Genomic DNA, 21,738 nt, shown 5'->3' with positions numbered 1-21,738 from the left:
GCATGAGTGACCTGCCCGGCCTCCCCGAAGGCTACGAGTTCTCCGACGACACCTCCCGCGTCGACGTCGACCGCGTCCACCGCTGGCTGTCGAGCGACGCCTACTGGGCCATGGACCGCCCCCGTGAGAAGCACGAGCGCGCGATGGCCTCCTCGCTCAACTTCGGGGTCTACGACACGGCGTCCGGCGCGCAGGTGGCGTACGCGCGGGTGCTGACCGACCGGGCGACGTTCGCGTGGCTCGCCGACGTGTACGTGGACCCCTCGGTGCGCGGCAAGGGCGTCGGCACGGCGTTCGTCGAGGGGATCCGGGAGTACCTGCGGCCGTTCGGGCTGCGCCGCGTCCTGCTGGCCACGCGGGACGCCCACGGTGTCTACGAGAAGGCGGGCTTCCGGGCGCTGGACCGTCCCGTCGACTTCATGGTCCTGCCCTTCGAGTGACGCGGGTGACCGTTCACCTACCCTGAGTGACTCCCAGCAGGTAGCCCTTGACCTGCGCACACGCGAGGCTCACCATCACGGCATGCCATTTCGGGTGACGTTCGTCGCCGCCGCGCGCAGTTCCCCGCTGCTCGCGGAGCGCTTCGAGGACGACCGGCCGCTGGACCATGCCGGCTGGGACGAGGTGCAGCGCGCCGCCGGGGACCTGCTGCCGCTGGCGGCGTCCGAGCTCCGCTACTGCTCGCCGACGCCGCGCAGCCGTGCCACCGGTGACGCGCTCGGGTACGCGCCGCTGGTTCAGCTCGCCCTGCGCGACTGCGACATGGGCCGCTGGCGCGGGCTCACCCTGGGCGAGGCGATGGCGCGCGAGCCGGACGCGGTGGACGCCTGGCTCGCCGACCCGCGGTCCACCCCGCACGGCGGCGAGTCGCTGCTGGGCTTCATCTCCCGGGTGGGCGGCTGGCTGGACACCCGCCCGGTGGAGGAGGGCGGCCGGATCGTCGCCGTCGCCGAGCCCTCGGTGATCCGTGCGGCCCTGGTGTACGCCCTGAAGGCACCGCCCTCGACCTACTGGAACATCGACGTCCGTCCGCTGTCGTCGACCACGGTGACCGGCCGGGCGGGCCGCTGGAACCTGCGGCTCGACTGCCCGTCGGGTCAGCCCTCGCGCACGTAATCGGTGGTGAGCACGAGGTCCTTCGCCGGACCGCCGACCCGCCACACCGTGCGCCAGTGGTCGGCGTCCGCGACCGTGAACTCGCCGCGGTAGAAGTCGGCCGCGCACGGATGGTCGGCGACGTACCGCCCCGAGGTCAGGTCCAGGGCGTGGAAGGGCCGGCCGTCCGCGAACCGTACGTCCGCCGTGCCCGGCGCGGCGCCGGGCAGGAACCTCAGGGTCCGGGTCGCCGGCCGGGCCACCCCGTGCCAGCTGAAGGTGCCGGACTCCTCGTGCAGCAGCCCGCCTCCGTCGAGCGGGCTGAACACGGTGGTCCCCTCGAAGCGCCCCTCGGCGCCGCCCGCGAGGTCCCGCACGTCCCGCTCGACCCGCCAGCGCCCGGCCAGATGGGCCAGTACGTCGGCCACGGGCCAGAACCCGCCCATCGTCACTCCTTGCCGTCGGTGCCCGTCCCTGGCCCCTGCTCCACGGGCAGCAGCCCGCGCTCGGCGAACACCTTCTTCGCCACGAAGGTGGCGTTCAGCGCCCTGGGGAAGCCGCAGTACCCGGCCGAGTGCAGCAGGGCCTCCACGATCTGCTCGGGGGACAGGCCCACGTTCAGGGCCGCGTTCACGTGCACCTCGAGCTGGGGCTCGCAGCCGCCGAGCGCGGTCAGCATACCGAGGGTCACCAGCTGGCGGTCGCGGGGCGCGAGCCCGGGACGGGCGTAGATCTCGCCGAACCCCCAGGAGACGATCTGGTGGCCCAGCTCGGGGCTGACGTCGGCGAGCGAGTCGATGACCCGCTGCCCGGCCTCGCCGTCGACGGCCCGCAGCACCTCCAGGCCGCGCGCGAAACGCTCGTCACGGGTGGTGCTCTCGCTCGACTCGCTCATGTCACTCGTCCGTTCCCGGCCGTCCGGTGTGCGGCGGCCGTGCGTCGTGGGGTCGATCAAGGACCGTAGGACTTGGAGCGCACTCCAGGTCAAGCGCGCTACGTGTCCTCCAGCCGGAACTTCGGCAAGGAGGCGGCCCTGCTTGCCCTGCTCGCCTGCGCGGGGCTGTACACCGCGTGGATCGTGGGCGCCGCGCTCGTGCACGGCGTCCGCACACCCGGGTATGTGACCATCCTCACCGCCGTCACCGCCCTCGCGGGCGTCCAGATGGTCATGCTGGGAGTCATCGGGGAGTACACCGGCCGCGTCTGGGACCAGGTGAAGGGGCGCCCGCACTTCCCGGGGAAGGCGACCAACGTGGACCGGACGAAAGATCTCATCCCCTGATGTCGAGGCAACTGCTCACCTTCGCCGTGGTGGGTGTCGTGAATACGGCCACCTACTACTGCCTTTATCTGTTGTTCCTGACCGGACTTCCGTATCTCGCGGCACACGTCCTGGCATTTCTGCTCAGCATGGTCGGATCCTTCTTCCTGAACGCGCGCTTCACCTACCGCACCCGGCCCACCTGGCGGAAGTTCCTGCTGTTCCCGCTCACCAACGTCACCAACTTCCTGATCACGACCGCCGGGGTGTACGTGATCGTCGACGTCCTGCACGCCGGCAGCCGCTTCGCCCCGCTGCTCGCCTCGGCGGCCGCGGTCCCGGTCACCTTCGTCGTCTCCCGCCGGGTCATGCTCCCGGAGTCGATTGCATAAAAGTGCAGCGATACGTATAGTCATGCCATCAGGAGGAGGATGGACATGGCGGTACGTGCGGCGGTGGCCGGGGCGAGCGGATACGCGGGCGGAGAGGTCCTGCGGCTGCTCCTCGCACACCCCGAGGTCGAGATCGGTGCCCTGACCGGCAGCTCCAACGCGGGCCAGCGCCTCGGCGCGCTCCAGCCGCACCTGCTGCCGCTGGCCGACCGCGTGCTGACCGGGACCACCCCCGAGGCCCTCGCCGGGCACGACGTCGTCTTCCTCGCTCTGCCGCACGGGCAGTCCGCCGCCGTCGCCGAGCAGCTCGGCCCGGACGTGCTCGTGATCGACATGGGCGCCGACTTCCGGCTGAAGGACCCGGCCGACTGGGAGCGCTTCTACGGCTCACCGCACGCCGGCACCTGGCCCTACGGCCTTCCCGAACTGCCGGGTGCCCGCGCCGCGCTGGAGGGGTCCAAGCGCATCGCGGTGCCCGGTTGCTACCCCACCGCCGTCACCCTCGCCCTGTTCCCGGCCCACGCGGCCCGCCTCGCCGAGCCCGAGGCGGTGATCGTCGCCGCCTCCGGCACCTCCGGCGCGGGCAAGGCGCCCAGGCCGCACCTGCTGGGCAGCGAGGTCATGGGCTCCATGTCGCCGTACGGCGTGGGCGGCGGCCACCGGCACACCCCCGAGATGATCCAGAACCTCAGCGGCGTGGCCGGCGAGCGGATCTCCGTGTCCTTCACCCCGACCCTGGCGCCGATGCCCCGCGGCATCCTGGCCACGTGCAGCGCCCGGGCGCGGGACGGCGTCACCGCCGAGTCGCTGCGGGCCGCCTACGAGAAGGCGTACGCCGACGAGCCCTTCGTCCGCCTGCTCCCCGAGGGCCAGTGGCCGGCCACGGCGTCCGTCCACGGTTCCAACGCCGTTCAGGTGCAGGTCGCCCTGGACGAGGCGGCGCACCGCATCATCGCGATCAGCGCCATCGACAACCTGACCAAGGGCACCGCGGGCGGTGCCGTCCAGAGCATGAACCTCGCCCTCGGGCTCGCGGAGTCCACCGGGCTGACGACGATCGGAGTTGCGCCGTGAGCGTGACGGCAGCAAAGGGATTCACGGCCGCGGGCATCGCCGCCGGGATCAAGGAGAACGGCAACCCGGACCTGGCCCTCGTGGTCAACGACGGGCCCCGCCGCGCCGCCGCCGGTGTCTTCACCTCCAACCGCGTGAAGGCCGCGCCCGTCCTGTGGTCCGAGCAGGTCCTCAAGGGCGGCCAGGTCTCGGCCGTCGTCCTCAACTCCGGCGGCGCCAACGCCTGCACCGGCCCCAAGGGCTTCCAGGACACGCACGCCACCGCCGAGAAGGCGGCCGAGGTGCTCGGGCGGGGCGCGATCGAGGTCGCCGTCTGCTCGACCGGCCTGATCGGTGTGCTGCTCCCGATGGACAAGCTGCTGCCGGGCGTCGAGGCGGCGGCCGCCGCGCTGAGCGAGCACGGCGGCGAGAAGGCCGCCATCGCGATCAAGACCACCGACACCGTCCACAAGACGTCCGTCGTGACCAAGGACGGCTGGACCGTCGGCGGCATGGCGAAGGGCGCGGGCATGCTCGCCCCCGGCCTCGCCACCATGCTCGTGGTCCTCACCACGGACGCGGTCGTCGGCAGCGACGAACTGGACCGGGCGCTGCGGGCCGCCACCAAGGTCACCTTCGACCGGGTCGACTCCGACGGCTGCATGTCCACCAACGACACCGTGCTGCTGCTCGCCTCCGGCTCCTCCGGTGTCACGCCGGACCACGCGGAGTTCGCCGAGGCCGTACGGGCCGTCTGCGACGACCTCGGTCAGCAGCTCATCCGCGACGCGGAGGGCGCCAGCAAGGACATCAAGGTCGAGGTGATCAACGCCGCGACCGAGGACGACGCCGTCGAGGTGGGCCGCTCCATCGCTCGCAACAACCTCCTCAAGTGCGCCATCCACGGCGAGGACCCCAACTGGGGCCGTGTGCTCTCCGCCATCGGCACGACGCGGGCCGCCTTCGAGCCGGACCGGCTCAACGTCGCGATCAACGGCGTCTGGGTGTGCAAGGACGGCGGCGTCGGCGAGGACCGCGAGAAGGTGGACATGCGCTACCGCGAGGTGCACATCGTCGCCGACCTCGCCGCCGGGTCCGAGACCGCCACCATCTGGACCAACGACCTCACCGCCGACTACGTCCACGAGAACAGCGCCTACTCCTCATGAGCACCACGCGTAAGCACACCGCGCTCCCCAAGGCCCAGATCCTCATCGAGGCGCTGCCCTGGCTGGTCAAGCACAACGGGCGGACGGTCGTCATCAAGTTCGGCGGCAACGCCATGATCGACGAGGACCTCAAGGCCGCCTTCGCCCAGGACGTCGTCTTCCTGCACCACGCCGGCCTCAGGCCGGTCGTCGTCCACGGCGGCGGCCCCCAGATCAGCGCCGCCCTCGACCGGCACGGCATCGTCAGCGAGTTCAAGGCCGGCCTCCGGGTCACCACCGAGGAGGCCATGGACGTCGTCCGGATGGTGCTGGCCGGCCAGGTGCAGCGCGAACTGGTCGGGCTGCTCAACGAGCACGGCCCGCTCGCCGTGGGCCTGACGGGCGAGGACGCCCACACCATCACCGCCACCCGGCACCGGCCCGAGATCGACGGCGAACCGGTCGACATCGGCCGGGTCGGCGAGATCACCGCGATCGACACCGGCGCGATCGAGGCCCTGCTGGCCGACGGCCGCATCCCGGTCGTCTCCTCGATCGCCCGCAGTCAGGACGACGGACATGTCTACAACGTCAATGCTGATACGGCGGCTGCGGCACTCGCTGCGGCACTGGGGGCCGAAACCCTCATGGTCCTCACGGACGTCGAGGGCCTCTACGAGGACTGGCCCCACTCCGACGAGGTGATCAGCCGCCTCACCGCGTCCCAGCTGGAGAAGCTGCTGCCGGACCTCAGCTCCGGCATGGTGCCGAAGATGGAGGGCTGCCTGCACGCCGTGCGCAACGGCGTGCACACCGCCCGCGTCATCGACGGCCGGGTGCAGCACTCCATCCTGCTGGAGATCTTCACCGACGAGGGCATCGGCACCATGGTCGTGCCCGACGAAGCCGAGGGGGAGCAGTCATGACCGGGACCGCCACCAACGCGGAGCTGACCGCGCGCTGGCAGGGTGCGCTGATGAACAACTACGGCACCCCGCGGCTGCCCCTCGTGCGCGGCGAGGGCACCCGGCTCTGGGACGCCGACGGCACGCAGTACCTGGACTTCGTCGGCGGCATCGCGGTCAACGCGCTCGGCCACGCCCACCCGGCCGTCGTGGAGGCGGTGAGCCGGCAGATCGCCTCGCTCGGCCACGTCTCCAACCTCTTCGTCGCCGAACCGCCCGTGGCCCTCGCCGAACGGCTCCTCCAGCTCTTCGGCCGCGACGGCCGGGTCTACTTCTGCAACTCGGGCGCCGAGGCCAACGAGGGCGCCTTCAAGATCGGCCGGCTGACCGGGCGCACCCGCATGGTCGCCACCCAGGGCGGCTTCCACGGCCGCACCATGGGCGCCCTCGCGCTCACCGGACAGCCCGGCAAGCAGGAGCCCTTCCTGCCCCTGCCGGGTGACGTCACCCACGTCCCCTACGGCGACGCCCAGGCGCTCGCCGCCGCGGTGACCGAGGAGACGGCGCTCGTCGTCATCGAACCGATCCAGGGCGAGAACGGCGTCGTGATGCCCCCGGCCGGCTACCTCAAGGCGGCCCGCGCGATCACCGCGGCCACCGGGGCGCTGCTGGTCCTGGACGAGGTGCAGACCGGCATCGGCCGTACCGGCGGCTGGTTCGAGTACCAGGCCCACGAGGGCGTGCTGCCCGACGTGGTCACGCTCGCCAAGGGACTGGGCGGCGGACTTCCGCTCGGCGCCACCGTGGCCTTCGGCCGGGCCGCCGAGCTGCTCGGCCCCGGCCAGCACGGCACGACCTTCGGCGGCAACCCGGTCGCCTGCGCCGCGGGGCTCGCCGTCCTCGACAGCATCGCGGACGAGGGCCTGCTCGACAACGTCAAGCGGCAGAGCGAGGCGCTGCGGGACGGAATCGAGGCCCTGGGCCACCCGGTGATCGATTATGTCCGGGGCGCGGGCCTCCTGCTGGGTATCGTGCTCACCGGGCCGCACGCAGCACAGGTGCAGCAGGCGGCCCAGGAGGCCGGGTTCCTGGTGAACGCGCCCGCTCCCGACGTCGTACGGCTGATGCCGCCGCTGAACCTGCGCGACGACGAGACAGGCGCCTTCCTGCGGGCGCTGCCCGGCATCCTCGACGCAGCGAGCCCGGTGGGCGGGGACGGACGATCCGGAGAATGAGACGACGATGAGCCAGGCGCAGGACCACGAGCAGCCGACGGGCAACGGCCCGGCCGTGCCGCAGACCCGCACCGCGCGCCACCGCCGGATCGTGGACATCCTCAACCGGCAACCGGTGCGCTCCCAGAGCCAGTTGGCGAAGCTCCTCGCCGACGACGGGCTGAGCGTCACCCAGGCGACGCTGTCCCGGGACCTCGACGAGCTGAACGCCGTCAAGATCCGCAACAACGACGGCGACCTGATCTACGCGGTGCCGAGCGAGGGCGGATTCCGCACCCCGCGTGCCCCCTTGGGGGAGTCGGCCAAGGAGGAGCGGATGCGGCGCCTGTCCCAGGAGCTGCTCATCTCCGCCGAGGCCTCCGCGAACCTGGTGGTCCTGCGCACCCCGCCGGGGGCCGCCCAGTTCCTCGCCTCGGCCATCGACCAGGCCGAGCTGCACGACATCCTCGGCACCATCGCGGGTGACGACACGCTGATGCTGATCAGCCGCGAGCCCACCGGGGGACAGGCCCTGGCGGAGCATCTGCTGCGACTGGCGACGAACGGGCACTGACCCGCGTGCGGGGCCCGGCCCGGCGGCGGAGAATGGATTTGTGATCTTTCCCGGCGGCCGGGCAATCCCCTGGCGGCGCCAGGCCGTATATCAAGGTGTGTCGGGTTTCCGGTTCCCCGTGGGCCGTCTCCCGGACGAGGCACTGCTGTCCGGGCTGGCCACCGGTGATCCGGAACTCGCCGTCACCTTCGTACGGAGGTTCCAGCACCGGGTCTTCGGGGTGGCCATGGCCGTCACCGGGGACCCACAGCTCGCCGAGGACATCGCCCAGCAGACGTTCGAACGTGCGTGGCGGCACGCGCAGATCTACGACTCGCGCCGCGGGTCGGTCACGACCTGGCTGACGACCATCGCGCACAACCTCGCCATCGACGCCGTCCGCGCGCGTCGCACCGAGCCGGTGGCACCCGAGGACCTCGACGCGCTGGTGGGTGTCGTCACCGAGACCCCCGAGCGGTGGGCGCTCGCCGACGAGGCGTCGTCCCTGCTCCGGGCAGCGGTCGCGCGACTGCCGCGGGAACAGGCCCGGGCCCTGGTGATGGCAGGAGTCTACGGAATGACGGCCCAGCAGGTCGCCGACGCGGAGAAGATCCCGCTGGGCACCGCCAAGACGCGGATCAGAGCGGCCATGCAGAAGCTGCGGACCGCCCTCACGTCTCCGAAGCGAGGCGACCATGTCGAATGACGTGACCTGCGAGCAGTTGCGGGAGGCGGGTGCCGAGCTGGCGCTCGGGGTCCTTCCGGGCCGGGAGCGCGCCGCCGCGCTCGCCCACCTGGACCGGTGCGCGGGCTGCCGTGAGTACGTCGGGGAACTGTGCGTCGTCGGTGACAGACTGATCGGTCTGCTGCCGGACCGCGAGCCGCCGCTGGGCTTCGAGTCCCGGGTGGCCCGCGGCATCGCCCACGACGCGGCGGCGCACGAGGCCAGGCACGCCCACGCGGCCGGCGCCGCCCAGCAAGGCGTGCGCGTCCGCGCCCGCAGGGCCCGGCTGCGGATCGCGTCGATCGCGGCGGCGCTCGCGATCGCCTTCGGGTTCGCGAGCTGGGCGGTGGGCAGCGCCATCGAGGAGATCACCGCCTCACCGCCGGCCCCCGTCTCCTCCGAACCCGTCATGGTCGGGGACATGACCGCGCCCCCGCGGGGCGGAGCGCCGGCCGGCGAGGTGTACGCCCATCCCGGCACCCCCGGCTGGATCTTCATGACCGTCGCGCTCGACGGGTCAGGCACTCCTTACAGCGGCAAGGTCAGCTGCATCCTGGAGCGCCCGGACGGCACCACCGTCCGCGCCGGCGACTTCTGGCTGCGCGACGGGCGCGGCGCGTGGGGTGGTTCGGCCCACGTGGACCCCGCGTCGGTCTCCGGCGCCCGCGTGACCTCCCCGGACGGCACCGTCCTGGCCCAGGCACACCTGCAGACGGCCCACGTGGTGACACCCGTGGACTGACCTCCTTTCCCCCCGACGCCTTCCCCCCCGGACGCCGGCCGGGGTGGATCCGAACGCGTGCGCCGTCAGGGGCCGGGCGCCTGGCGCTGCGGGACCGGCAGGGTCGCCTCCAGCGCGGTGGACAGCACCTTTTCCCCGACCGTGGACTGACCTTTCCCCCGACGCCGGCCGGGGTGGATCCGAACGCGTGCGCCGTCAGGGGCCGGGCGCCTGGCGCTGCGGGACCGGCAGGGTCGCCTCCAGCGCGGTGGACAGCTCGGCGACCGTGGGCCGGGACGCGGCGTCGGTGCGCAGACAGGCGTCCACGGCGGCGGCGAGGGCGGCGGGCAGCCGCCGCCTCGACCCGACCGGCGGGGCGCTCCGCACCGGTCGGGGCCGCGTCCCGGGCCCGTCGAACGGCGGTCCGCCGGTGGCTACGTCGAACAGGGTGGCGCCGATGCCCCACACGTCGGCGGCGGCCGTGAGCGCCCCGCCGCTGACCTGCTCGGGCGCGAGATAGCCGTACGTGCCAAGGCCCGCCGGGGCGGGGCCGGGCGGCCGCGCGAGGCTCAGGTCGAGCAGTTTCGCGTGCCCCCGGTCCACGACCACGTTGGCCGGCTTGACGTCCAGGTGCAGCAGCCCGCGCCCGTGCAGGTAGTGGACGGCCGAGCAGAGCTGGACCCCGAGCAGCGCCACGTCGGCTGCGGCCGCCCGGTGCCGCAGCCGGTCGACCAGGTGGGACAGCATCTCGCCGGTCAGCGTCTCCAGGACGACCAGCGGCTCGGGCGACTCGAAGGTCTCGTAGGCGCGCACCAGGTGCGGATGGGTGAACTCCCGCAGCCACCGGCCCTCCCGCAGCAGCCGCCGGACCAGCCGCTCCTCCTCGCGCAGGTCGGCGCGCACCGTCTTGAGCACGCACCGGCAGTCCCGTTCGTCGCTCCACGCGTCGTACACGTCGAGCCAGCCGGTGCGCGTCAGATGCGCCAGGACCTCGTAGCCGGCGACCGGTTTCGTGCCCGGCGGCAGCGGCGGGGCGGCCCCGCCGGCCGGCTCGCTCACGACAGCACCCTTCCCGTGGCCCCCACGTCGGTCGTGCCGTTCAGCCGGTTGAGCCGGGCGTACGTCCCCCGGTGCCGGAGCAGTTCGTCGTGGGTGCCGTCCTCGGTGACCCGGCCGTGGTCGAGCACCACGATCCGGGTGGCCTCCCGGACCGTCATCAGGTTGTGCGAGATGACGATGGTCGTCCGTCCGGCCATGAGCCGGCGCAGCGGGTCCATGATCCGCCGGCCCGAGCCGGCGTCCAGGCCGCTGGTCGGCTCGTCGAGCAGCAGCACGGGCGCGTCCCTGACCATCGCGCGGGCGATGGCCAGACGCTGGCACTGCCCGCCGGAGAGCGTCCGGCCGCGCTGGCCGACCAGCGTGTCGTAGCCCTCGGGGAGCAGTTCGATGAAGTCGTGCGCGTCGGCGGCGCGCGCCGCCGCCATGATCTCCGGCTCCGTCGCCTCCGGCCGGCCGTAGGCGATGTTCTCCCGAACGGTCCCGTGGAAGACGAGCGTCTCCTGGAGCACCACGGCGACGTTCTCCCGCACCCCGGACAGGTCCAGGTCCCGCAGGTCCGTCCCGTCCAGCCGGACCGCGCCCCGGTCGGGGTCGTAGAAGCGCAGCTGGAGCTTGGCCACGGTCGACTTGCCCGCCCCGCTCGCCCCGACCAGCGCCAGAGTCTCCCCGGGTGCCGCGTGGAAGGACACGTCGGACAGCGCCCAGGAGGCGGTACCGGGATAGCGGAAGCAGACACCGTCGAACTCCACGTCCCCGCGGGCCCGGCCGATCCGCCGGGCGCCGGGGCTCTCGGCCACCTGCGGCCGCTGGTCCAGCAGCTCGATGATCCGTTCCGCCGACGCGGAGGCCGTGTAGAAGGTGGTGCCGAGCCGGGACAGGCCCCGCACCGGGCTGTAGAGCTTGCCGATCAGCGCCAGGAACACCAGCAGACCGCCCAGGGTCAGCTGTCCCTGGGTCAGCTTCCAGGTGCCCAGGCCCATGACGGCCAGGCCGCCGGCCACCTCGATGACCTCGACGACGGGCCGGTACACGGCCCGGATGCGTGCCGAGGCCATCGCCGCCCGGAACCGGCCGGCGCTCTCCCGCTCGAACCGGCGCTCCTCCCAGCCCTGCCGGTTGTACGCCTGCACCAGGGCGACGTTGCCCAGCGACTCCTCGGCGATCGCGCTGACCGAGCCGCTCAGCCGTCTGCGTTCCCGCGAGGCTTCCTTGATCAGCCGGGAGAAGTGCCGGCCGGCGCCCCAGAACAGGGGCACGATGAAGAGGGCGAGCAGGGTGAGGTCCCAGCGCAGGTAGAGGAGCAGGCCCAGGAAGACCCCGAGCCGGATCACGTAGTAGAGGGCGTCCGCCACGCCCGAGAGCAGGAACGTCTCGACCGCGTCGACGTCGCCGGTGACCCGGGACAGCACGTCACCGAGCCGTCTGCGTTCGAAGAAGCCGAGCGACAGCCCCTGCACGTGCCGGAAGACGTCGGCGCGCAGGGACAGCAGGAACCGCTCGCTCACCCAGGTGGACGTCACGTCGTCCGCGAAGCCCAGCACACCGGAGACGAGGACCAGCCCCAGATAGGCCGGTGCGATCCACAGGAACGGCCGGAGATCGCGCGGCACCAGCACGTCGTCCACGACGATCTTGAAAAGCCAGATCTCGGCGGCGTCGACGAGGGGGCCGACCAGGCTGAAGAAGACGATGGGCAGCAGCCAGCGCCGCCAGCCCCGGGTGTAGGGCCAGAACCGCCGGAACACCGCCCCCGGGGGCACCGGCGGAGCGGGGGCGACCAGGGCGTCGGTGGGCTCACCCACCGACAGCAGGCGCCGCAGCAGACGCGCCATGACAGGAGTTCCTCGGACATCAGCCGAGCGGACCGGGTCCGTGTGCCTCCGGTCCGCTCAGCCTCCGGCTGTGCTCAGTAACCGCCGTGACCGCCGTGGCCGCCGTGACCGCCGTGGTCCCCATGGTCGCCGTGGCCGCCGTGACCGTGTCCGCTGCCGCGGTTGTGGCCGCCGTGGTCGCCGTGGCCGTGCCCGGAGCCGTCGTTGTTCGACGAGTCGTCGTTGCGGCCGCCGCGCCTGGCGGGCATCAGACTGCTGAAGATAGCCATGTCGTTCCTCCCGAAACTTGTCTTCCTAGGGGATACGTCTCAGAACGGAACTTGGATGGCGTTCTGCCGCATTGAGTGACAAAAACTCCAGGACTCAACCGAGTCGTGCGGCCAGCCCGCCGGTGCACCGCACCTCGTCGCCGGCCGTGATGAGCAGCGCCTCCACCCCGGGCAGCGACTCCAGCCAGGCAAGACCCGCCCGCGAGCCCATCGCGAACGCGGCCGTGGCCCAGCAGTCCACCCAGGTCAGCCGGGGGCCCACCACGGTCACCGACACCAGGTCGGTCACCGCCGGGCGGCCCGTGCGCGGGTCCACGATGTGCGCGCCCCGCTCCGCCGTGCCGGAGGTCGCCACGGAGAGTTCGGCCACGCCCGCCGCCGAGATCACCGCCGCCAGCCCGCCGGGGCGCAGCGGGTCGGACACCCCGACCCGCCAGGGCCGATGCGGCTCCGGCGCGCCCAGCATCTGGACGTCCCCACCGCCGTTCACGCTGACCCCGCACACCCCGTCGACCGCCGCCAGCAGCCGCGCCGCCCGCTCCGCCGACCAGCCCTTGACGATCCCGGTCGGGTCCAGCACCCCCTGGTAGCGGGTGCTGAACCACCCCTCGCTCACCCGCTCGGCCTCGGCCGCCAGCTCCAGCACCTCGGCGACCTCGGGGGCGCACTCGGCCACGCCCAGCTCGCCCCGGGCGAGCCGGGACACCTCGCTGTCCTCGCGGTAGGTGGAGAAGAGGGCGTCGACGCGGTGCAGGCCGGAGACCGCCTCCCGCAGCGCCTGCCGCACCGCGTCCGGGTCGCCGCCGCGCACGTCGAAGGAGAAGACGGTCCCCATGACCTCCTCCGCGTGCCGCAGCGCGGCGGGCGTCTCAGCCGGTTCGGGCACCGCGTCAGCCACCGGCCTGGTCGAGGGCCGACTGGAGCGACTGCCTGTAGCCGGTACTGGTGTAGGTGGCGCCGGAGACGGCGTCGATGTCCGCGTTCCCGGCGGCCACCGCCTCCTGGTTGAGCTTGGGCACCGCGAGCTGGGTCTTCTGGTCGCTCAGGCCGCCCTTGGGCGCCTGCACCGCCTCCGCCCTGGTGACCTTCCCGCCGCTGACCGTGATCCGCACCTGCACCGGCCCGTACTGCGTCTGGGACACCTTGCCGGTGACCGTACGGGCCTGGGCCGCGCCGGAGGACCCGCCGGAACCCGACGAACCGCCGGACCCCGCCGAACCGGCGGTCCCCGAGGACCCGCCGGACCCGGCCGAGGACGCCTTGACCTTGTCCAGCGCGGACTGCAGGGACTTCTTGTACCCGGTGCTCGTGTACGTCGCCCCGGACACCGCGTCGATCCGCGCGCTCTGCGCCGCCACCGCCTCCTGGTTGAGCTTGGGCACCGCGAGCTGGGTCTTCTGGTCGCTCAGGCCGCCCTTGGGCGCCTGCACGGCCTCCGCCTTGGTGATCTTCCCGCCGGCGACGGTCAGCCGTACCTGCACCGTCCCGTACTGGGTCTGCGCGGCGTCACCGGTCACCGTGCCGGAGCCGGCGGCGGCCTGCGCGCCGCCCTGCTGACCGCCCTGGGGCGTCTGCTGCCCCGGCGCGGTCTGCTGCGGCGCCGTGCCCGCCGCCGACGCGGCCGCCGGGTCCGAGGCGGGCTTCAGCGACAGCAGCAGCACGACACCGGACACGGTGGCGGCGGTGGCCAGCACGACGCGCCGAATGGGGTGGCTCTTCCTCATCGCTCAGCAGCTCCCGCTCACATCTCGAACGACTCGTGGTGGATACGGCGCGCGGGGACCCCCGCGCCGCGCAGTGCTTCGTACACCGTCTGCGCGAACCCGGGCGGGCCGCACATGAAGACATCGTGGCGGTCGATGTCCGGGATCTTCCGTTCCAGGTTCTCCGCGGAGATGTCCGGCCGTTCGCCGTCGGGGCTGTTCACCGCGTACATCAGCCGGGCGCCCCGCTCGTCGGCGATCGCGGCAAGCTCGTCCCACAGTGCCAGGTCCTGGGTGGTGTTGGCCCGGTAGAGCAGGGTGATGTCACCGGCCGCCCCGGGCAGCGTCTCGAACAGCGCCCGCATCGGGGTGATGCCGACCCCGCCCGCGACCAGCAGCACCTTGCCCCGGCTGCGCCGCTGCGCGGTGAGCGCGCCGTACGGGCCCTCCGCCCACACCCGGGTGCCGGGCGTCAGCTCGCGCAGCCGGGCGCTGTGGTCGCCGATCGCCTTCACGGTGATCCGCAGCATGTCGGGGCGGGGCGCCGCCGACAGCGAGTACGGGTGCGAGCTGAACCGCATCCCGGGCGCCAGGAACCGCCAGCGGAAGAACTGGCCGGCCTCCGCGCCCATCCGGTGCAGCTTCCGGCCGCCGATCAGCACCGACACGATGCCCGGCGTCTCCTCGATGACCGCCTCCACCCGCATCCGGTGACGGAGGTTCAGCCGCACCGGGGTGATGATCCGGTACCAGACCACCAGCGCGGTCACCACGCCGTACAGCGCGTACCAGAAGGTCTTGGCGGTGGGCTCGACCGCGAAGTCGTTGCCGGTGGTGATCTGGTGCCAGAACGTCAGGAACACCGCCGCGTACGTCAGCAGGTGCACGTGGTACCAGGTGTCGTAGGGCAGCCGGCGGCGTACACCGCCGATCGAGCTCAGGCCGATGAGCAGGAACAGGCCGGTGCCGATCGCGGCCTTGCCCATGTCCGGCAGCTGCTCGACGGAGTCGACGGTCTGCTGGACGATGTCGCCGAGCGACTTGCCCGCCTGGAGCGCGTACCCCCACATGGTGAGGAAGACGTGCGCGACGACCAGGCAGAGCGTGTACCGGCCGCTCATCGCGTGCCAGCGGGCCACCCGGTCGGAGCCGACGCGCCGTTCCAGCGCGGGCACCCGCGCCATCTGCAGCACGACCAGTGCCATCAGGTAGCCGGCCAGCAGACCGGTGATCCGGCCGGCGTTCAGGATCCGGCCGTTGTCGTCGGCGATCGAGGGGGTGTTGTGCCACCAGAGCCACAGCACGGCCGCCGCGCCCGCCCAGACCGCCAGCAGCAGCGGTACGGCCGGGGAGCGGCGCGGGCGGATGCGGCGCATCGTCTGGCGGCGGGCGGCACGTCCGCCTGCGAGCGTGGTGGTCACGGTTCCTCCGGGGGGACTTGACCGTCGGCCCACAGATACGTGCCGCATGCGCGGAGTGTTCAGCCGGTCGCGGAGTCCAGCGCGGACTGCAGTGACTGCTGGTATCCGGTGCTGGTGTACGTGGCGCCCGAGACCATGTCGATGTCCGCGCTCTGCGCGGCCAACGCCTCGCGCCGCAGCCGGGGCAGCGCGTAGCCGTTGATCTCCTGGTCGCGCGGGTTGTCCTGCGGGTACTGGACCGCCGTCACCTCGGTGAGCCTGCCGCTCTTGATCGTCACCCGCACCTGGACCGGCCCCCAGCGGGTCTGCACGGTGTCCCCGGTGACGGACTTCGAGACGCTGGAGCCGGTACTCCCCGAGCCGCCATCCAAGTTGCCGGACGAGCCGGACGAACTCCCGGCCGAGCCGCCGGACGCGGCCGGCGCGCTCGCGCTCGCCCCCGGGGCCGCGGCGGCGGAGCCCACGGCGAGCCCGGGACTCGTGTGCGGCTTCAGCGACAGCAGCAGCACCATCCCGGAGACGGTGGCGGCACTGGCCAGCACGATCCGGCGGAGCGGTCGGTTCTTCCTCAACGCGTGCACTTCCACGCCCTCACAGCTCGAACGACTCGTGGTGGATGCGGCGGTCCGGGACCCCGGCGGCCCGCAGCGCCTCGTACACGTCCCGCGCGAAACCGTGCGGCCCGCACAGGTAGACGTCGTGGCCGGCCAGCCCGGGGAAGGTGGCCCGCAGGGAGTCGGCCGTCAGGTCCGGGCGCTCGCCCCGCGGCCCGTTCAGCGCGTACAGCACCCGGCCGCCGCGCCGGCGGGCGATCGCCTCCAGTTCGCCGCCCAGCGCCAGGTCCTCGGCGGAGCGCGCCCGGTACAGCAGGGTGACCTCGCCGGGCAGCGTCTCGAACAGCGCCCGCAGCGGGGTGACGCCGACCCCGGCCGCGATCAGCAGGGACTGCCGGGAGGTGGCCCGGTCGGCGGTCAGGGAGCCGTACGGGCCCTCCGCCCACACCCTGGTGCCCGGCCGGAGCAGGGGCACGGCCGCGCTGTGGTCGCCGAGCGCCTTCACCGTGATGCGCATCAGGTCAGGGCGCGGCGGCGCCGACAGGGAGTACGGCGTCGACGTCCAGCCCATGCCCTCGCCGAGGAACCGCCAGCGGAAGAACTGCCCCGGGCGCGTGCCCAGTTCGTCCAGGTGCCGGCCGCGCACGACGACCGAGTACACACCCGGCGCCTCCTGCCGCACCGACTCCACGCGCAGCCGGTGGCGGCGGTTGAGCCGGACGGGGGCGAGGATCCGGAACCACACCACCAGCGCGGCGACCCCCAGGTACAGCACGTACCAGGCGGCGGTGGCGACCGGAGCGCCGTTGAACTGCTCGCCCAGCGCGAGCTGGTGGAAGAACGCCAGGAACACGGCCGCGTAGGTGAGCAGGTGGACGTAGTACCAGAACTCGTGGCTGGTGCGGCGGCGGGCGGCCCGCGCGGAGGTGACGCCGACGGCGAACAGGATCACCGTGCCGGCGGTGGCCTTCAGCATGTCCGGGTAGTCCAGCACCACGGTGACCGTCTCGTGCCACAGCGAGGCCCGGTCCTGGGCGGCGTACCCGGTGAGGACCAGGACGACGTGCGCGACGAGCAGGCAGATCGTGTACCGGCCGGCCATCGCGTGCCAGCGCGCCACCCGGTCCGAGCCCACCCGGTTCTCCAGCAGCGGTACCCGGGCCATCAGACCCACCAGCACCGCGCAGGCGTACCCGCACAGCAGCCCGGCGATCCGCCCGGCCCCGGTCAGCCAGCCGGCCGTGCCGACCACGGACCCGGTGTCCGCCCACCAGAGCGCGACCACGGCCGCCGCCCCCGCCCACAGCACGGCCGGCACCGCTCCCGCGGGGGAGCGCCGCGCGGTCCCCGGCAGGGGCGGTGCCGTCCGCCTCGTCTCCACGGTGGTCATCAGTGCCGTTCCCTTCGTCCGTCAGCCCTGTCACTGTGCGGGCCGAAGTTCTGAGGGACCTCTGAAAAAGTCCCCGACGGGCGGTTCCCGGCGGCTTTCTCAGACAGATCTCAGAGAGCTGCCCGGTCACTCAGAGGAAACTCAGAGGAGGCCGGGCGGCCGGCCGCCCGGCCGGCGAGGGATGCTGGGAGGCGCGATGAACACGACCCGCTCCGGCCGCCCCGCCTTCACCCGCCCCGACGGCACGCCCCTGCGCGTCCTCGTCGTCGACGACGACCCCGACCTCGCCGAGGTGCTCACCGGCGCCCTGCGCTACGAGGGCTGGGAGGTGCGCGCGGCCGGTGACGGCTCCTCGGCGGTCACCGCGGCGCGCGAGCTGCTGCCCGACGCCGTCGTCCTCGACGTGATGCTCCCGGACACCGACGGCTTCGCCGTGCTGCGCCGGCTGCACGAGGTGAGCCCCGAGGTCTGCGTCCTGTTCCTGACCGCACGGGACGCGGTCGAGGACCGGATAGCCGGGATCACCGCGGGCGGCGACGACTACGTCACCAAGCCGTTCAGCCTGGAGGAGGTGGTCGCCCGGCTGCGCGGCCTGCTGCGCCGGGCGGGCATGGCCCGGCAGCAGGAGGAGGGCCCCCGGCTTGCCGTCGGCGACCTCGTCATGGACGAGGAGGCCCGCGAGGTGACCCGGGGCGGCGAACTGATCGAGCTCTCACCGACCGAGTTCGAGCTGCTGCGCTTCCTCATGCGCAACCCGCGCCGCGTCCTCAGCAAGGCGCAGATCCTCGACCGGGTCTGGTCCTACGACTTCGGCGGCCGGGCCCACGTGGTCGAGCTGTACATCTCCTACCTGCGCAAGAAGGTGGACGCGGGGCGCGAACCCATGATCCACACGGTGCGCGGGTCCGGCTACGTCCTGAAGCCGGTGGCACGGTGAGGCCGGTACGGCGACTGCCCCGCCCCCGCACCCTGCGCGCCCGGCTCACCTTCGGCCTGGTGGTCCTGCTCGCCGTGAGCTGCGCGGCCGTGGGACTCGCCGCGGTCGTCGAACTGAACGGCTTCCTGACCCAGCGCCTGGACGAACAGCTCGCCCAGGTCGGCACCCGGTTCCCGGAGAGCCTGGAGCACAAGGGCGCGCTGCCGGACGACCACGACGGCGACGAGCACGGCGACACCCGCCGCCTGGCCACCGGCACCTTCGGCGCCCGGCTGCTGGACGGCCGGGTGACCCACAAGGGCCTGATCCGCTCCGGCGACCCGTCCGCCGACCTGGACGTCGGCCTGAGCGCCGCCGACCGGGCGCGGCTCGCCGGGGTGCCGGCCGACGGCAGGCCCCACACCGTGGGCCTGTCGGCCCTCGGCGACTACCGGGTGGTCGCCTCGGCCGGCCGGGACCGGGACGTCCTGATCGCCGGCCTGCCGCTGGAGCCCGTCCAGGCCACCGTCCGCCGTCTGGAACTGGTGGCCGGGATCGTCTTCGGCCTGGCGCTCGTGGTGACCGGCGTGGCCGGGGCACTGTGGGTCCGCTGGTCGCTGCGCCCGCTCAGCCGGGTCGCGGACACCGCCACCCGGGTCAGTGAGCTGCCGCTGGCCAGCGGCGTGGTCGCGCTGCCGGCCCGGGCCCCGGAGACCGACCCGCGCGGCGAGGTCGGCCGGGTGGCCGGCGCCTTCAACCGCATGCTGGGCCACGTCGAGGACGCCCTGACCAAACGGCACGCGAGTGAGGAGCGGCTGCGCAGCTTCGCCGCCGACGCCAGTCACGAGCTGCGCACCCCTGTCGCCTCGGTGCGCGGCCACGCGGAACTGGCCCTGCTGCACCCGGGTCCGGTCCCCGCCGAGGTGACCCGGGCCCTGGAGCGCATCGCCGCCGAGTCCTCCCGCATGGGCGAGATGGTGGACGATCTGCTGCTCCTGGCCCGCCTCGACGCAGGCCGCCCGCTGGAGCGCGAGCCGGTCGACCTGACCCGGCTGGTCCTGGACGCCGTGACGGACGCCCGGGCGGCGGGCCCCGACCACCGCTGGACCCTGGACCTCCCGGCGGAACCGGTGACGGTGCCGGGCGACACCCACCGGCTGCACCAGGTGCTGGCCAACCTGCTGGCCAACGCACGGCTGCACACGCCCGCGGGCACGAAGGTCACGGTCACCCTGGAGACCGAGGCGGCTGGGGCGGCCGGGGGAGCCGGCGGGACCGCGGACGGCGACAGGTCCGCGGCGGCCGGGGAGGTTGCCGCAACCGCAACCGCAACCGCAACCGCAGCCGCAACCGGCACGGCACGCCTGTCCGTCCACGACGACGGCCCGGGCGTGCCCGAGGACCTGCGGCCGGGTGTCTTCGAGCGCTTCACCCGGGCCGAGCACCGCCGCCGTCCGGACGCCTCCGGCGGCGGGGCGGGCCTGGGCCTGTCGATCGTGGCGGCCGTGGTGGAGGCGCACGGCGGCCGGGTGGCCCTGGACAGCCTGCCGGGGGCGACGACGTTCACCGTGCTGCTGCCCCTGGGCGACGTCAGTAGCGGGTGATCGCCGTGGTGCCGTCCGTGGTGCCGATCGCGATGTGCGGCTTCCGGGCGGGGTCCGCCCAGGTCAGGATCTGCCGCATCGCGTCCTCCGGCACGGACACGCACCCGGCGGTCGCCGCGCGCCCGTTGACGTGCAGGAAGATCCCGGCCCCGCGCCCCCGCACGGGTCGGTCGTAGTTGAAGCCGACGACGAGCCCGTGGGCGTACTGCGTGGTGTAGGTGATGAGCTGCTCGGACTCGGCGGCCCGGCAGTCGGCCGGCAGCGGGTCGACCCACCGGTTGTACGCCGTGGACGCGGTGTCCTCGCACCACCAGGAACTCTGCCCGACCGGGCGGTAGGTGACGCGGGTGCCCACCGGGGCCGCCTTGATCCCGAAGCCGAACGGAAGGCCGTACAGCCCCGTCGGCGTGGTGTTCGTGCCCTGCTTGCGGGTGTCACCCTCCACCAGCCCCTTGGCGCCGAACCGGGCCGGCGCCGAACCGGCCCGGACCCACCGACCGTCGCGCAGGTCCCACCAGGTGACCGTCCCGGATGTCGAGTCGGCTGCCGGGGCCTCGGCGGTGATGAGCTGGCTGCCGCCACCGGTGTCCGCCATCCGCGCGGGCAGCGGCTCGGACCCGGCGCCCGGCGCGAGACCGAGCAGGGCGAGGGCGGACACGGACACGACGGCGGCGACGGCGGCGGGGCGCATGGCTCAGACGCTAGACGGCGGGAGCGGCAGCGGCAGCCCGGGTAGTCCGTCCAGGCTCGTCGCGATGTGCTCCTTCTTGGTGAAGTACGCGCTCAGCGAGGCGTCGTCCTCGCGGGCGAAGCGCTTGCCGTGCAGATCACGGTCCTCCTCGTACGCCATGAAGGGGACGGCGTAGCCGCAGGTGTCGCGGACCAGTTCGGCGCGGACGACGATGACCGCGCGCAGCCCGTGGGTGCCCGGGTCGATGTCGGGGAAGCGGGCGAGCAGTCCGGGGAAACGCGGGTCGTCGCGGAAGACCGGCTCGCCCCGGCCGTGGACGCGCACGATGTTCGGCGGGCCCTGGAAGGCGCACCACATGAGGGTGATCCGGCCGTTCTCCCGCAGGTGCGCGATGGTCTCGGCGTTGGACCCGGCGAAGTCGAGGTAGGCGACGGTGAGTTCGTCGAGCACGGCGAAGGAGCCGCGGAGCCCCTTGGGGGAGAGGTTGACCGTGCCGTCACCGGCGAGGGGAGCGGTCGCGGTGAAGAAGAGGGGCTGCTCCTCGATGAACGTGCGGAGCCTGCCGTCTATGCGCTCGTAAATCTTTCCCATGTCCGACGATTATCGGCGTGACTCCTTCGACCGTCTGACGAATTGACGGGTCCTGCGAAGCCTCGCGGACCACCGCGGCCGCCCCGGCCGGCGCTTCCCACGGGGCGGCCGCGGCCTCCTGTCAGCTCACTTGGTGAGCGTGCAGGCCGCCAGTGCGTCGAGACCGGCCGGCTTGGTGCCCTTGCGGCCGATGGCGATGGCGATGCGGTCGATGGTGGAGACGCGCTTGTCCTTCAGGGGGCCGAGGATGGCGTTGTTGACGAAGTTCGGTCCGCCCTGGCCCACGGTGTTCTTCAGCCGGGTGTTGGCTTCCTGGATCTGGGTCTGGAGCAGGGCGAGGTTGCGGTCGACCTCGGCCTTCGCGGACGCGGGCACCGCGGGCAGTCTGGAGGCGACGTCCGGGCAGCCGATCGTGCCCACGGCGGCGCTGCCGCCGGCCGCGGCGCCGCCGGCCTGCTGGTCCGCCCCGGCGCCCGGGGTGGCCGTGGCCTGCCCCTGGCCGCCGCCCGCCGCCGCGCCCCCGCCCGCGTTCAGGGCGCACGGCGCCAGTGCGTCGAGACCGGCCGGCTTGGTGCCCTTGCGGCCGATGGCGATGGCGATGCGGTCGATGGTGGAGACGCGCTTGTCCTTCAGGGGGCCGCG

Annotated in this window: 24 protein-coding genes and 2 pseudogenes; 13 read left to right on the top strand and 13 right to left on the bottom strand. The window is 73.1% G+C overall.

Features of this window, described 5'->3' with window-relative positions:
- Positions 1 to 2: 2 nt before the first annotated feature.
- Together PV343_RS29430 and PV343_RS29425 are read left to right on the top strand one after the other, a co-directional pair.
- Entirely contained in the window at positions 3 to 440 is a 438-nt protein-coding gene (locus tag PV343_RS29430; RefSeq protein WP_319150047.1) for a GNAT family N-acetyltransferase, read from the top strand.
- Positions 441 to 522: 82 nt separating this feature from the next.
- Positions 523 to 1,116, top strand: a complete 594-nt coding sequence (locus PV343_RS29425; RefSeq protein WP_319150046.1) for a histidine phosphatase family protein — start codon at positions 523 to 525, stop codon at positions 1,114 to 1,116.
- On the opposite strand, the gene PV343_RS29420 is transcribed toward PV343_RS29425, so the two are convergent.
- Entirely contained in the window at positions 1,098 to 1,541 is a 444-nt protein-coding gene (locus tag PV343_RS29420; RefSeq protein ID WP_319150045.1) for a DUF6314 family protein, read from the bottom strand. The two genes, PV343_RS29425 and PV343_RS29420, sit on opposite strands and share 19 nt — an antisense overlap.
- A gap of 2 nt (positions 1,542 to 1,543) precedes the next feature.
- Positions 1,544 to 1,990: a carboxymuconolactone decarboxylase family protein gene (locus tag PV343_RS29415; RefSeq protein ID WP_319150044.1), complete on the bottom strand. Its 447-nt coding sequence runs from the start codon at positions 1,988 to 1,990 to the stop codon at positions 1,544 to 1,546.
- Between the two features lie 141 nt (positions 1,991 to 2,131).
- Here PV343_RS29415 and PV343_RS29410 point away from each other — a divergent pair.
- The 9 genes and pseudogenes from PV343_RS29410 to PV343_RS29370 form a co-directional block, all read left to right on the top strand.
- Positions 2,132 to 2,377, top strand: a pseudogene (locus tag PV343_RS29410) (glycosyltransferase); the annotation flags it as partial.
- Complete coding sequence (locus tag PV343_RS29405; RefSeq protein ID WP_319150042.1) at positions 2,377 to 2,748, top strand: GtrA family protein; 372 nt, start codon at positions 2,377 to 2,379, stop codon at positions 2,746 to 2,748. The pseudogene PV343_RS29410 and the gene PV343_RS29405, both read left to right, overlap by 1 nt.
- A gap of 45 nt (positions 2,749 to 2,793) precedes the next feature.
- Positions 2,794 to 3,822, top strand: a complete 1,029-nt coding sequence (gene argC / locus PV343_RS29400) for an N-acetyl-gamma-glutamyl-phosphate reductase (RefSeq protein WP_319150040.1) — start codon at positions 2,794 to 2,796, stop codon at positions 3,820 to 3,822.
- Positions 3,819 to 4,970 carry a bifunctional glutamate N-acetyltransferase/amino-acid acetyltransferase ArgJ gene (gene argJ, locus PV343_RS29395; RefSeq protein ID WP_319150038.1) on the top strand — a complete coding sequence of 384 codons (1,152 nt, stop codon included), beginning with the start codon at positions 3,819 to 3,821 and terminating at the stop codon, positions 4,968 to 4,970. The genes argC and argJ overlap by 4 nt, the downstream gene beginning before the upstream one ends.
- On the top strand, positions 4,967 to 5,875 hold the full coding sequence (gene argB, locus PV343_RS29390) for an acetylglutamate kinase (RefSeq protein WP_319150037.1): 909 nt from the start codon (positions 4,967 to 4,969) through the stop codon (positions 5,873 to 5,875). The genes argJ and argB overlap by 4 nt, the downstream gene beginning before the upstream one ends.
- Positions 5,872 to 7,089 carry an acetylornithine transaminase gene (locus PV343_RS29385; protein ID WP_319150036.1) on the top strand — a complete coding sequence of 406 codons (1,218 nt, stop codon included), beginning with the start codon at positions 5,872 to 5,874 and terminating at the stop codon, positions 7,087 to 7,089. Before argB ends, PV343_RS29385 begins: the two co-directional genes overlap by 4 nt.
- Before the next feature lie 7 nt (positions 7,090 to 7,096).
- Positions 7,097 to 7,642 carry an arginine repressor gene (locus tag PV343_RS29380; protein ID WP_319150035.1) on the top strand — a complete coding sequence of 182 codons (546 nt, stop codon included), beginning with the start codon at positions 7,097 to 7,099 and terminating at the stop codon, positions 7,640 to 7,642.
- Between the two features lie 97 nt (positions 7,643 to 7,739).
- A complete protein-coding gene (locus tag PV343_RS29375; protein ID WP_319150114.1) occupies positions 7,740 to 8,327 on the top strand; it encodes an RNA polymerase sigma factor in 588 nt (195 codons plus the stop codon).
- On the top strand, positions 8,317 to 9,087 hold the full coding sequence (locus PV343_RS29370; protein ID WP_319150034.1) for a zf-HC2 domain-containing protein: 771 nt from the start codon (positions 8,317 to 8,319) through the stop codon (positions 9,085 to 9,087). Before PV343_RS29375 ends, PV343_RS29370 begins: the two co-directional genes overlap by 11 nt.
- Before the next feature lie 195 nt (positions 9,088 to 9,282).
- Here the strand turns inward: PV343_RS29370 and PV343_RS29365 are convergent, their stop codons facing one another.
- The 8 genes from PV343_RS29365 to PV343_RS29330 form a co-directional block, all read right to left on the bottom strand.
- Positions 9,283 to 10,125 carry a serine/threonine-protein kinase gene (locus PV343_RS29365; protein ID WP_319150033.1) on the bottom strand — a complete coding sequence of 281 codons (843 nt, stop codon included), beginning with the start codon at positions 10,123 to 10,125 and terminating at the stop codon, positions 9,283 to 9,285.
- Positions 10,122 to 11,957, bottom strand: coding sequence for an ABC transporter ATP-binding protein (locus PV343_RS29360; protein ID WP_319150031.1), 1,836 nt, complete (start codon positions 11,955 to 11,957; stop codon positions 10,122 to 10,124). The genes PV343_RS29365 and PV343_RS29360 overlap by 4 nt, the downstream gene beginning before the upstream one ends.
- A gap of 74 nt (positions 11,958 to 12,031) precedes the next feature.
- Complete coding sequence (locus PV343_RS29355) at positions 12,032 to 12,226, bottom strand: hypothetical protein (protein WP_319150030.1); 195 nt, start codon at positions 12,224 to 12,226, stop codon at positions 12,032 to 12,034.
- A gap of 94 nt (positions 12,227 to 12,320) precedes the next feature.
- Positions 12,321 to 13,061 carry an FAD:protein FMN transferase gene (locus PV343_RS29350; RefSeq protein ID WP_387953389.1) on the bottom strand — a complete coding sequence of 247 codons (741 nt, stop codon included), beginning with the start codon at positions 13,059 to 13,061 and terminating at the stop codon, positions 12,321 to 12,323.
- Positions 13,062 to 13,116: 55 nt separating this feature from the next.
- A complete protein-coding gene (locus tag PV343_RS29345; protein WP_319150026.1) occupies positions 13,117 to 13,950 on the bottom strand; it encodes an FMN-binding protein in 834 nt (277 codons plus the stop codon).
- 17 nt (positions 13,951 to 13,967) lie between these two features.
- Complete coding sequence (locus PV343_RS29340; RefSeq protein WP_319150024.1) at positions 13,968 to 15,350, bottom strand: ferredoxin reductase family protein; 1,383 nt, start codon at positions 15,348 to 15,350, stop codon at positions 13,968 to 13,970.
- 59 nt (positions 15,351 to 15,409) lie between these two features.
- Positions 15,410 to 15,931: an FMN-binding protein gene (locus tag PV343_RS29335; protein ID WP_319150022.1), complete on the bottom strand. Its 522-nt coding sequence runs from the start codon at positions 15,929 to 15,931 to the stop codon at positions 15,410 to 15,412.
- A gap of 10 nt (positions 15,932 to 15,941) precedes the next feature.
- On the bottom strand, positions 15,942 to 17,294 hold the full coding sequence (locus PV343_RS29330; protein WP_319150021.1) for a ferredoxin reductase family protein: 1,353 nt from the start codon (positions 17,292 to 17,294) through the stop codon (positions 15,942 to 15,944).
- 196 nt (positions 17,295 to 17,490) lie between these two features.
- Between PV343_RS29330 and PV343_RS29325 the strand changes: the two genes are divergently transcribed.
- Both PV343_RS29325 and PV343_RS29320 read left to right on the top strand, forming a co-directional pair.
- Positions 17,491 to 18,231 carry a response regulator transcription factor gene (locus PV343_RS29325; RefSeq protein ID WP_319150019.1) on the top strand — a complete coding sequence of 247 codons (741 nt, stop codon included), beginning with the start codon at positions 17,491 to 17,493 and terminating at the stop codon, positions 18,229 to 18,231.
- Complete coding sequence (locus PV343_RS29320) at positions 18,228 to 19,814, top strand: HAMP domain-containing sensor histidine kinase (RefSeq protein ID WP_319150018.1); 1,587 nt, start codon at positions 18,228 to 18,230, stop codon at positions 19,812 to 19,814. Before PV343_RS29325 ends, PV343_RS29320 begins: the two co-directional genes overlap by 4 nt.
- On the opposite strand, the gene PV343_RS29315 is transcribed toward PV343_RS29320, so the two are convergent.
- From PV343_RS29315 to PV343_RS29305, 3 genes and pseudogenes are all read right to left on the bottom strand, one after another.
- Positions 19,801 to 20,505: a L,D-transpeptidase family protein gene (locus tag PV343_RS29315; protein WP_319150017.1), complete on the bottom strand. Its 705-nt coding sequence runs from the start codon at positions 20,503 to 20,505 to the stop codon at positions 19,801 to 19,803. The two genes, PV343_RS29320 and PV343_RS29315, sit on opposite strands and share 14 nt — an antisense overlap.
- 3 nt (positions 20,506 to 20,508) lie before the next feature.
- Positions 20,509 to 21,096, bottom strand: coding sequence for a pyridoxamine 5'-phosphate oxidase family protein (locus PV343_RS29310; protein WP_319150016.1), 588 nt, complete (start codon positions 21,094 to 21,096; stop codon positions 20,509 to 20,511).
- A gap of 126 nt (positions 21,097 to 21,222) precedes the next feature.
- A pseudogene (locus PV343_RS29305) lies at positions 21,223 to 21,738 on the bottom strand (hypothetical protein); the annotation flags it as partial.

It is taken from the genome of Streptomyces sp. WI03-4A, from assembly GCF_033792105.1.
Taxonomy (GTDB): domain Bacteria; phylum Actinomycetota; class Actinomycetes; order Streptomycetales; family Streptomycetaceae; genus Streptomyces; species Streptomyces collinus_A.
The sequence above is the reverse complement of the archived record's forward strand: the minus strand, read 5'-3'. Positions and strand labels throughout refer to the sequence as shown.

What these genes read in the sequence shown, in the direction of transcription:
- PV343_RS29350 (WP_387953389.1), bottom strand. Translation starts at nt 13,061, where the DNA reads ATGGGGACCGTCTTCTCCTTCGACGTGCGCGGCGGCGACCCGGACGCG.
- PV343_RS29315 (WP_319150017.1), bottom strand. Translation starts at nt 20,505, where the DNA reads ATGCGCCCCGCCGCCGTCGCCGCCGTCGTGTCCGTGTCCGCCCTCGCC.
- PV343_RS29370 (WP_319150034.1), top strand. Translation starts at nt 8,317, where the DNA reads ATGTCGAATGACGTGACCTGCGAGCAGTTGCGGGAGGCGGGTGCCGAG.
- PV343_RS29385 (WP_319150036.1), top strand. Translation starts at nt 5,872, where the DNA reads ATGACCGGGACCGCCACCAACGCGGAGCTGACCGCGCGCTGGCAGGGT.
- PV343_RS29360 (WP_319150031.1), bottom strand. Translation starts at nt 11,957, where the DNA reads ATGGCGCGTCTGCTGCGGCGCCTGCTGTCGGTGGGTGAGCCCACCGAC.
- PV343_RS29430 (WP_319150047.1), top strand. Translation starts at nt 3, where the DNA reads ATGAGTGACCTGCCCGGCCTCCCCGAAGGCTACGAGTTCTCCGACGAC.
- PV343_RS29380 (WP_319150035.1), top strand. Translation starts at nt 7,097, where the DNA reads ATGAGCCAGGCGCAGGACCACGAGCAGCCGACGGGCAACGGCCCGGCC.
- PV343_RS29405 (WP_319150042.1), top strand. Translation starts at nt 2,377, where the DNA reads ATGTCGAGGCAACTGCTCACCTTCGCCGTGGTGGGTGTCGTGAATACG.
- PV343_RS29420 (WP_319150045.1), bottom strand. Translation starts at nt 1,541, where the DNA reads ATGGGCGGGTTCTGGCCCGTGGCCGACGTACTGGCCCATCTGGCCGGG.
- PV343_RS29355 (WP_319150030.1), bottom strand. Translation starts at nt 12,226, where the DNA reads ATGGCTATCTTCAGCAGTCTGATGCCCGCCAGGCGCGGCGGCCGCAAC.
- argB (WP_319150037.1), top strand. Translation starts at nt 4,967, where the DNA reads ATGAGCACCACGCGTAAGCACACCGCGCTCCCCAAGGCCCAGATCCTC.
- argC (WP_319150040.1), top strand. Translation starts at nt 2,794, where the DNA reads ATGGCGGTACGTGCGGCGGTGGCCGGGGCGAGCGGATACGCGGGCGGA.
- PV343_RS29310 (WP_319150016.1), bottom strand. Translation starts at nt 21,096, where the DNA reads ATGGGAAAGATTTACGAGCGCATAGACGGCAGGCTCCGCACGTTCATC.
- PV343_RS29325 (WP_319150019.1), top strand. Translation starts at nt 17,491, where the DNA reads ATGAACACGACCCGCTCCGGCCGCCCCGCCTTCACCCGCCCCGACGGC.
- PV343_RS29345 (WP_319150026.1), bottom strand. Translation starts at nt 13,950, where the DNA reads ATGAGGAAGAGCCACCCCATTCGGCGCGTCGTGCTGGCCACCGCCGCC.
- PV343_RS29330 (WP_319150021.1), bottom strand. Translation starts at nt 17,294, where the DNA reads ATGACCACCGTGGAGACGAGGCGGACGGCACCGCCCCTGCCGGGGACC.
- PV343_RS29415 (WP_319150044.1), bottom strand. Translation starts at nt 1,990, where the DNA reads ATGAGCGAGTCGAGCGAGAGCACCACCCGTGACGAGCGTTTCGCGCGC.
- PV343_RS29425 (WP_319150046.1), top strand. Translation starts at nt 523, where the DNA reads ATGCCATTTCGGGTGACGTTCGTCGCCGCCGCGCGCAGTTCCCCGCTG.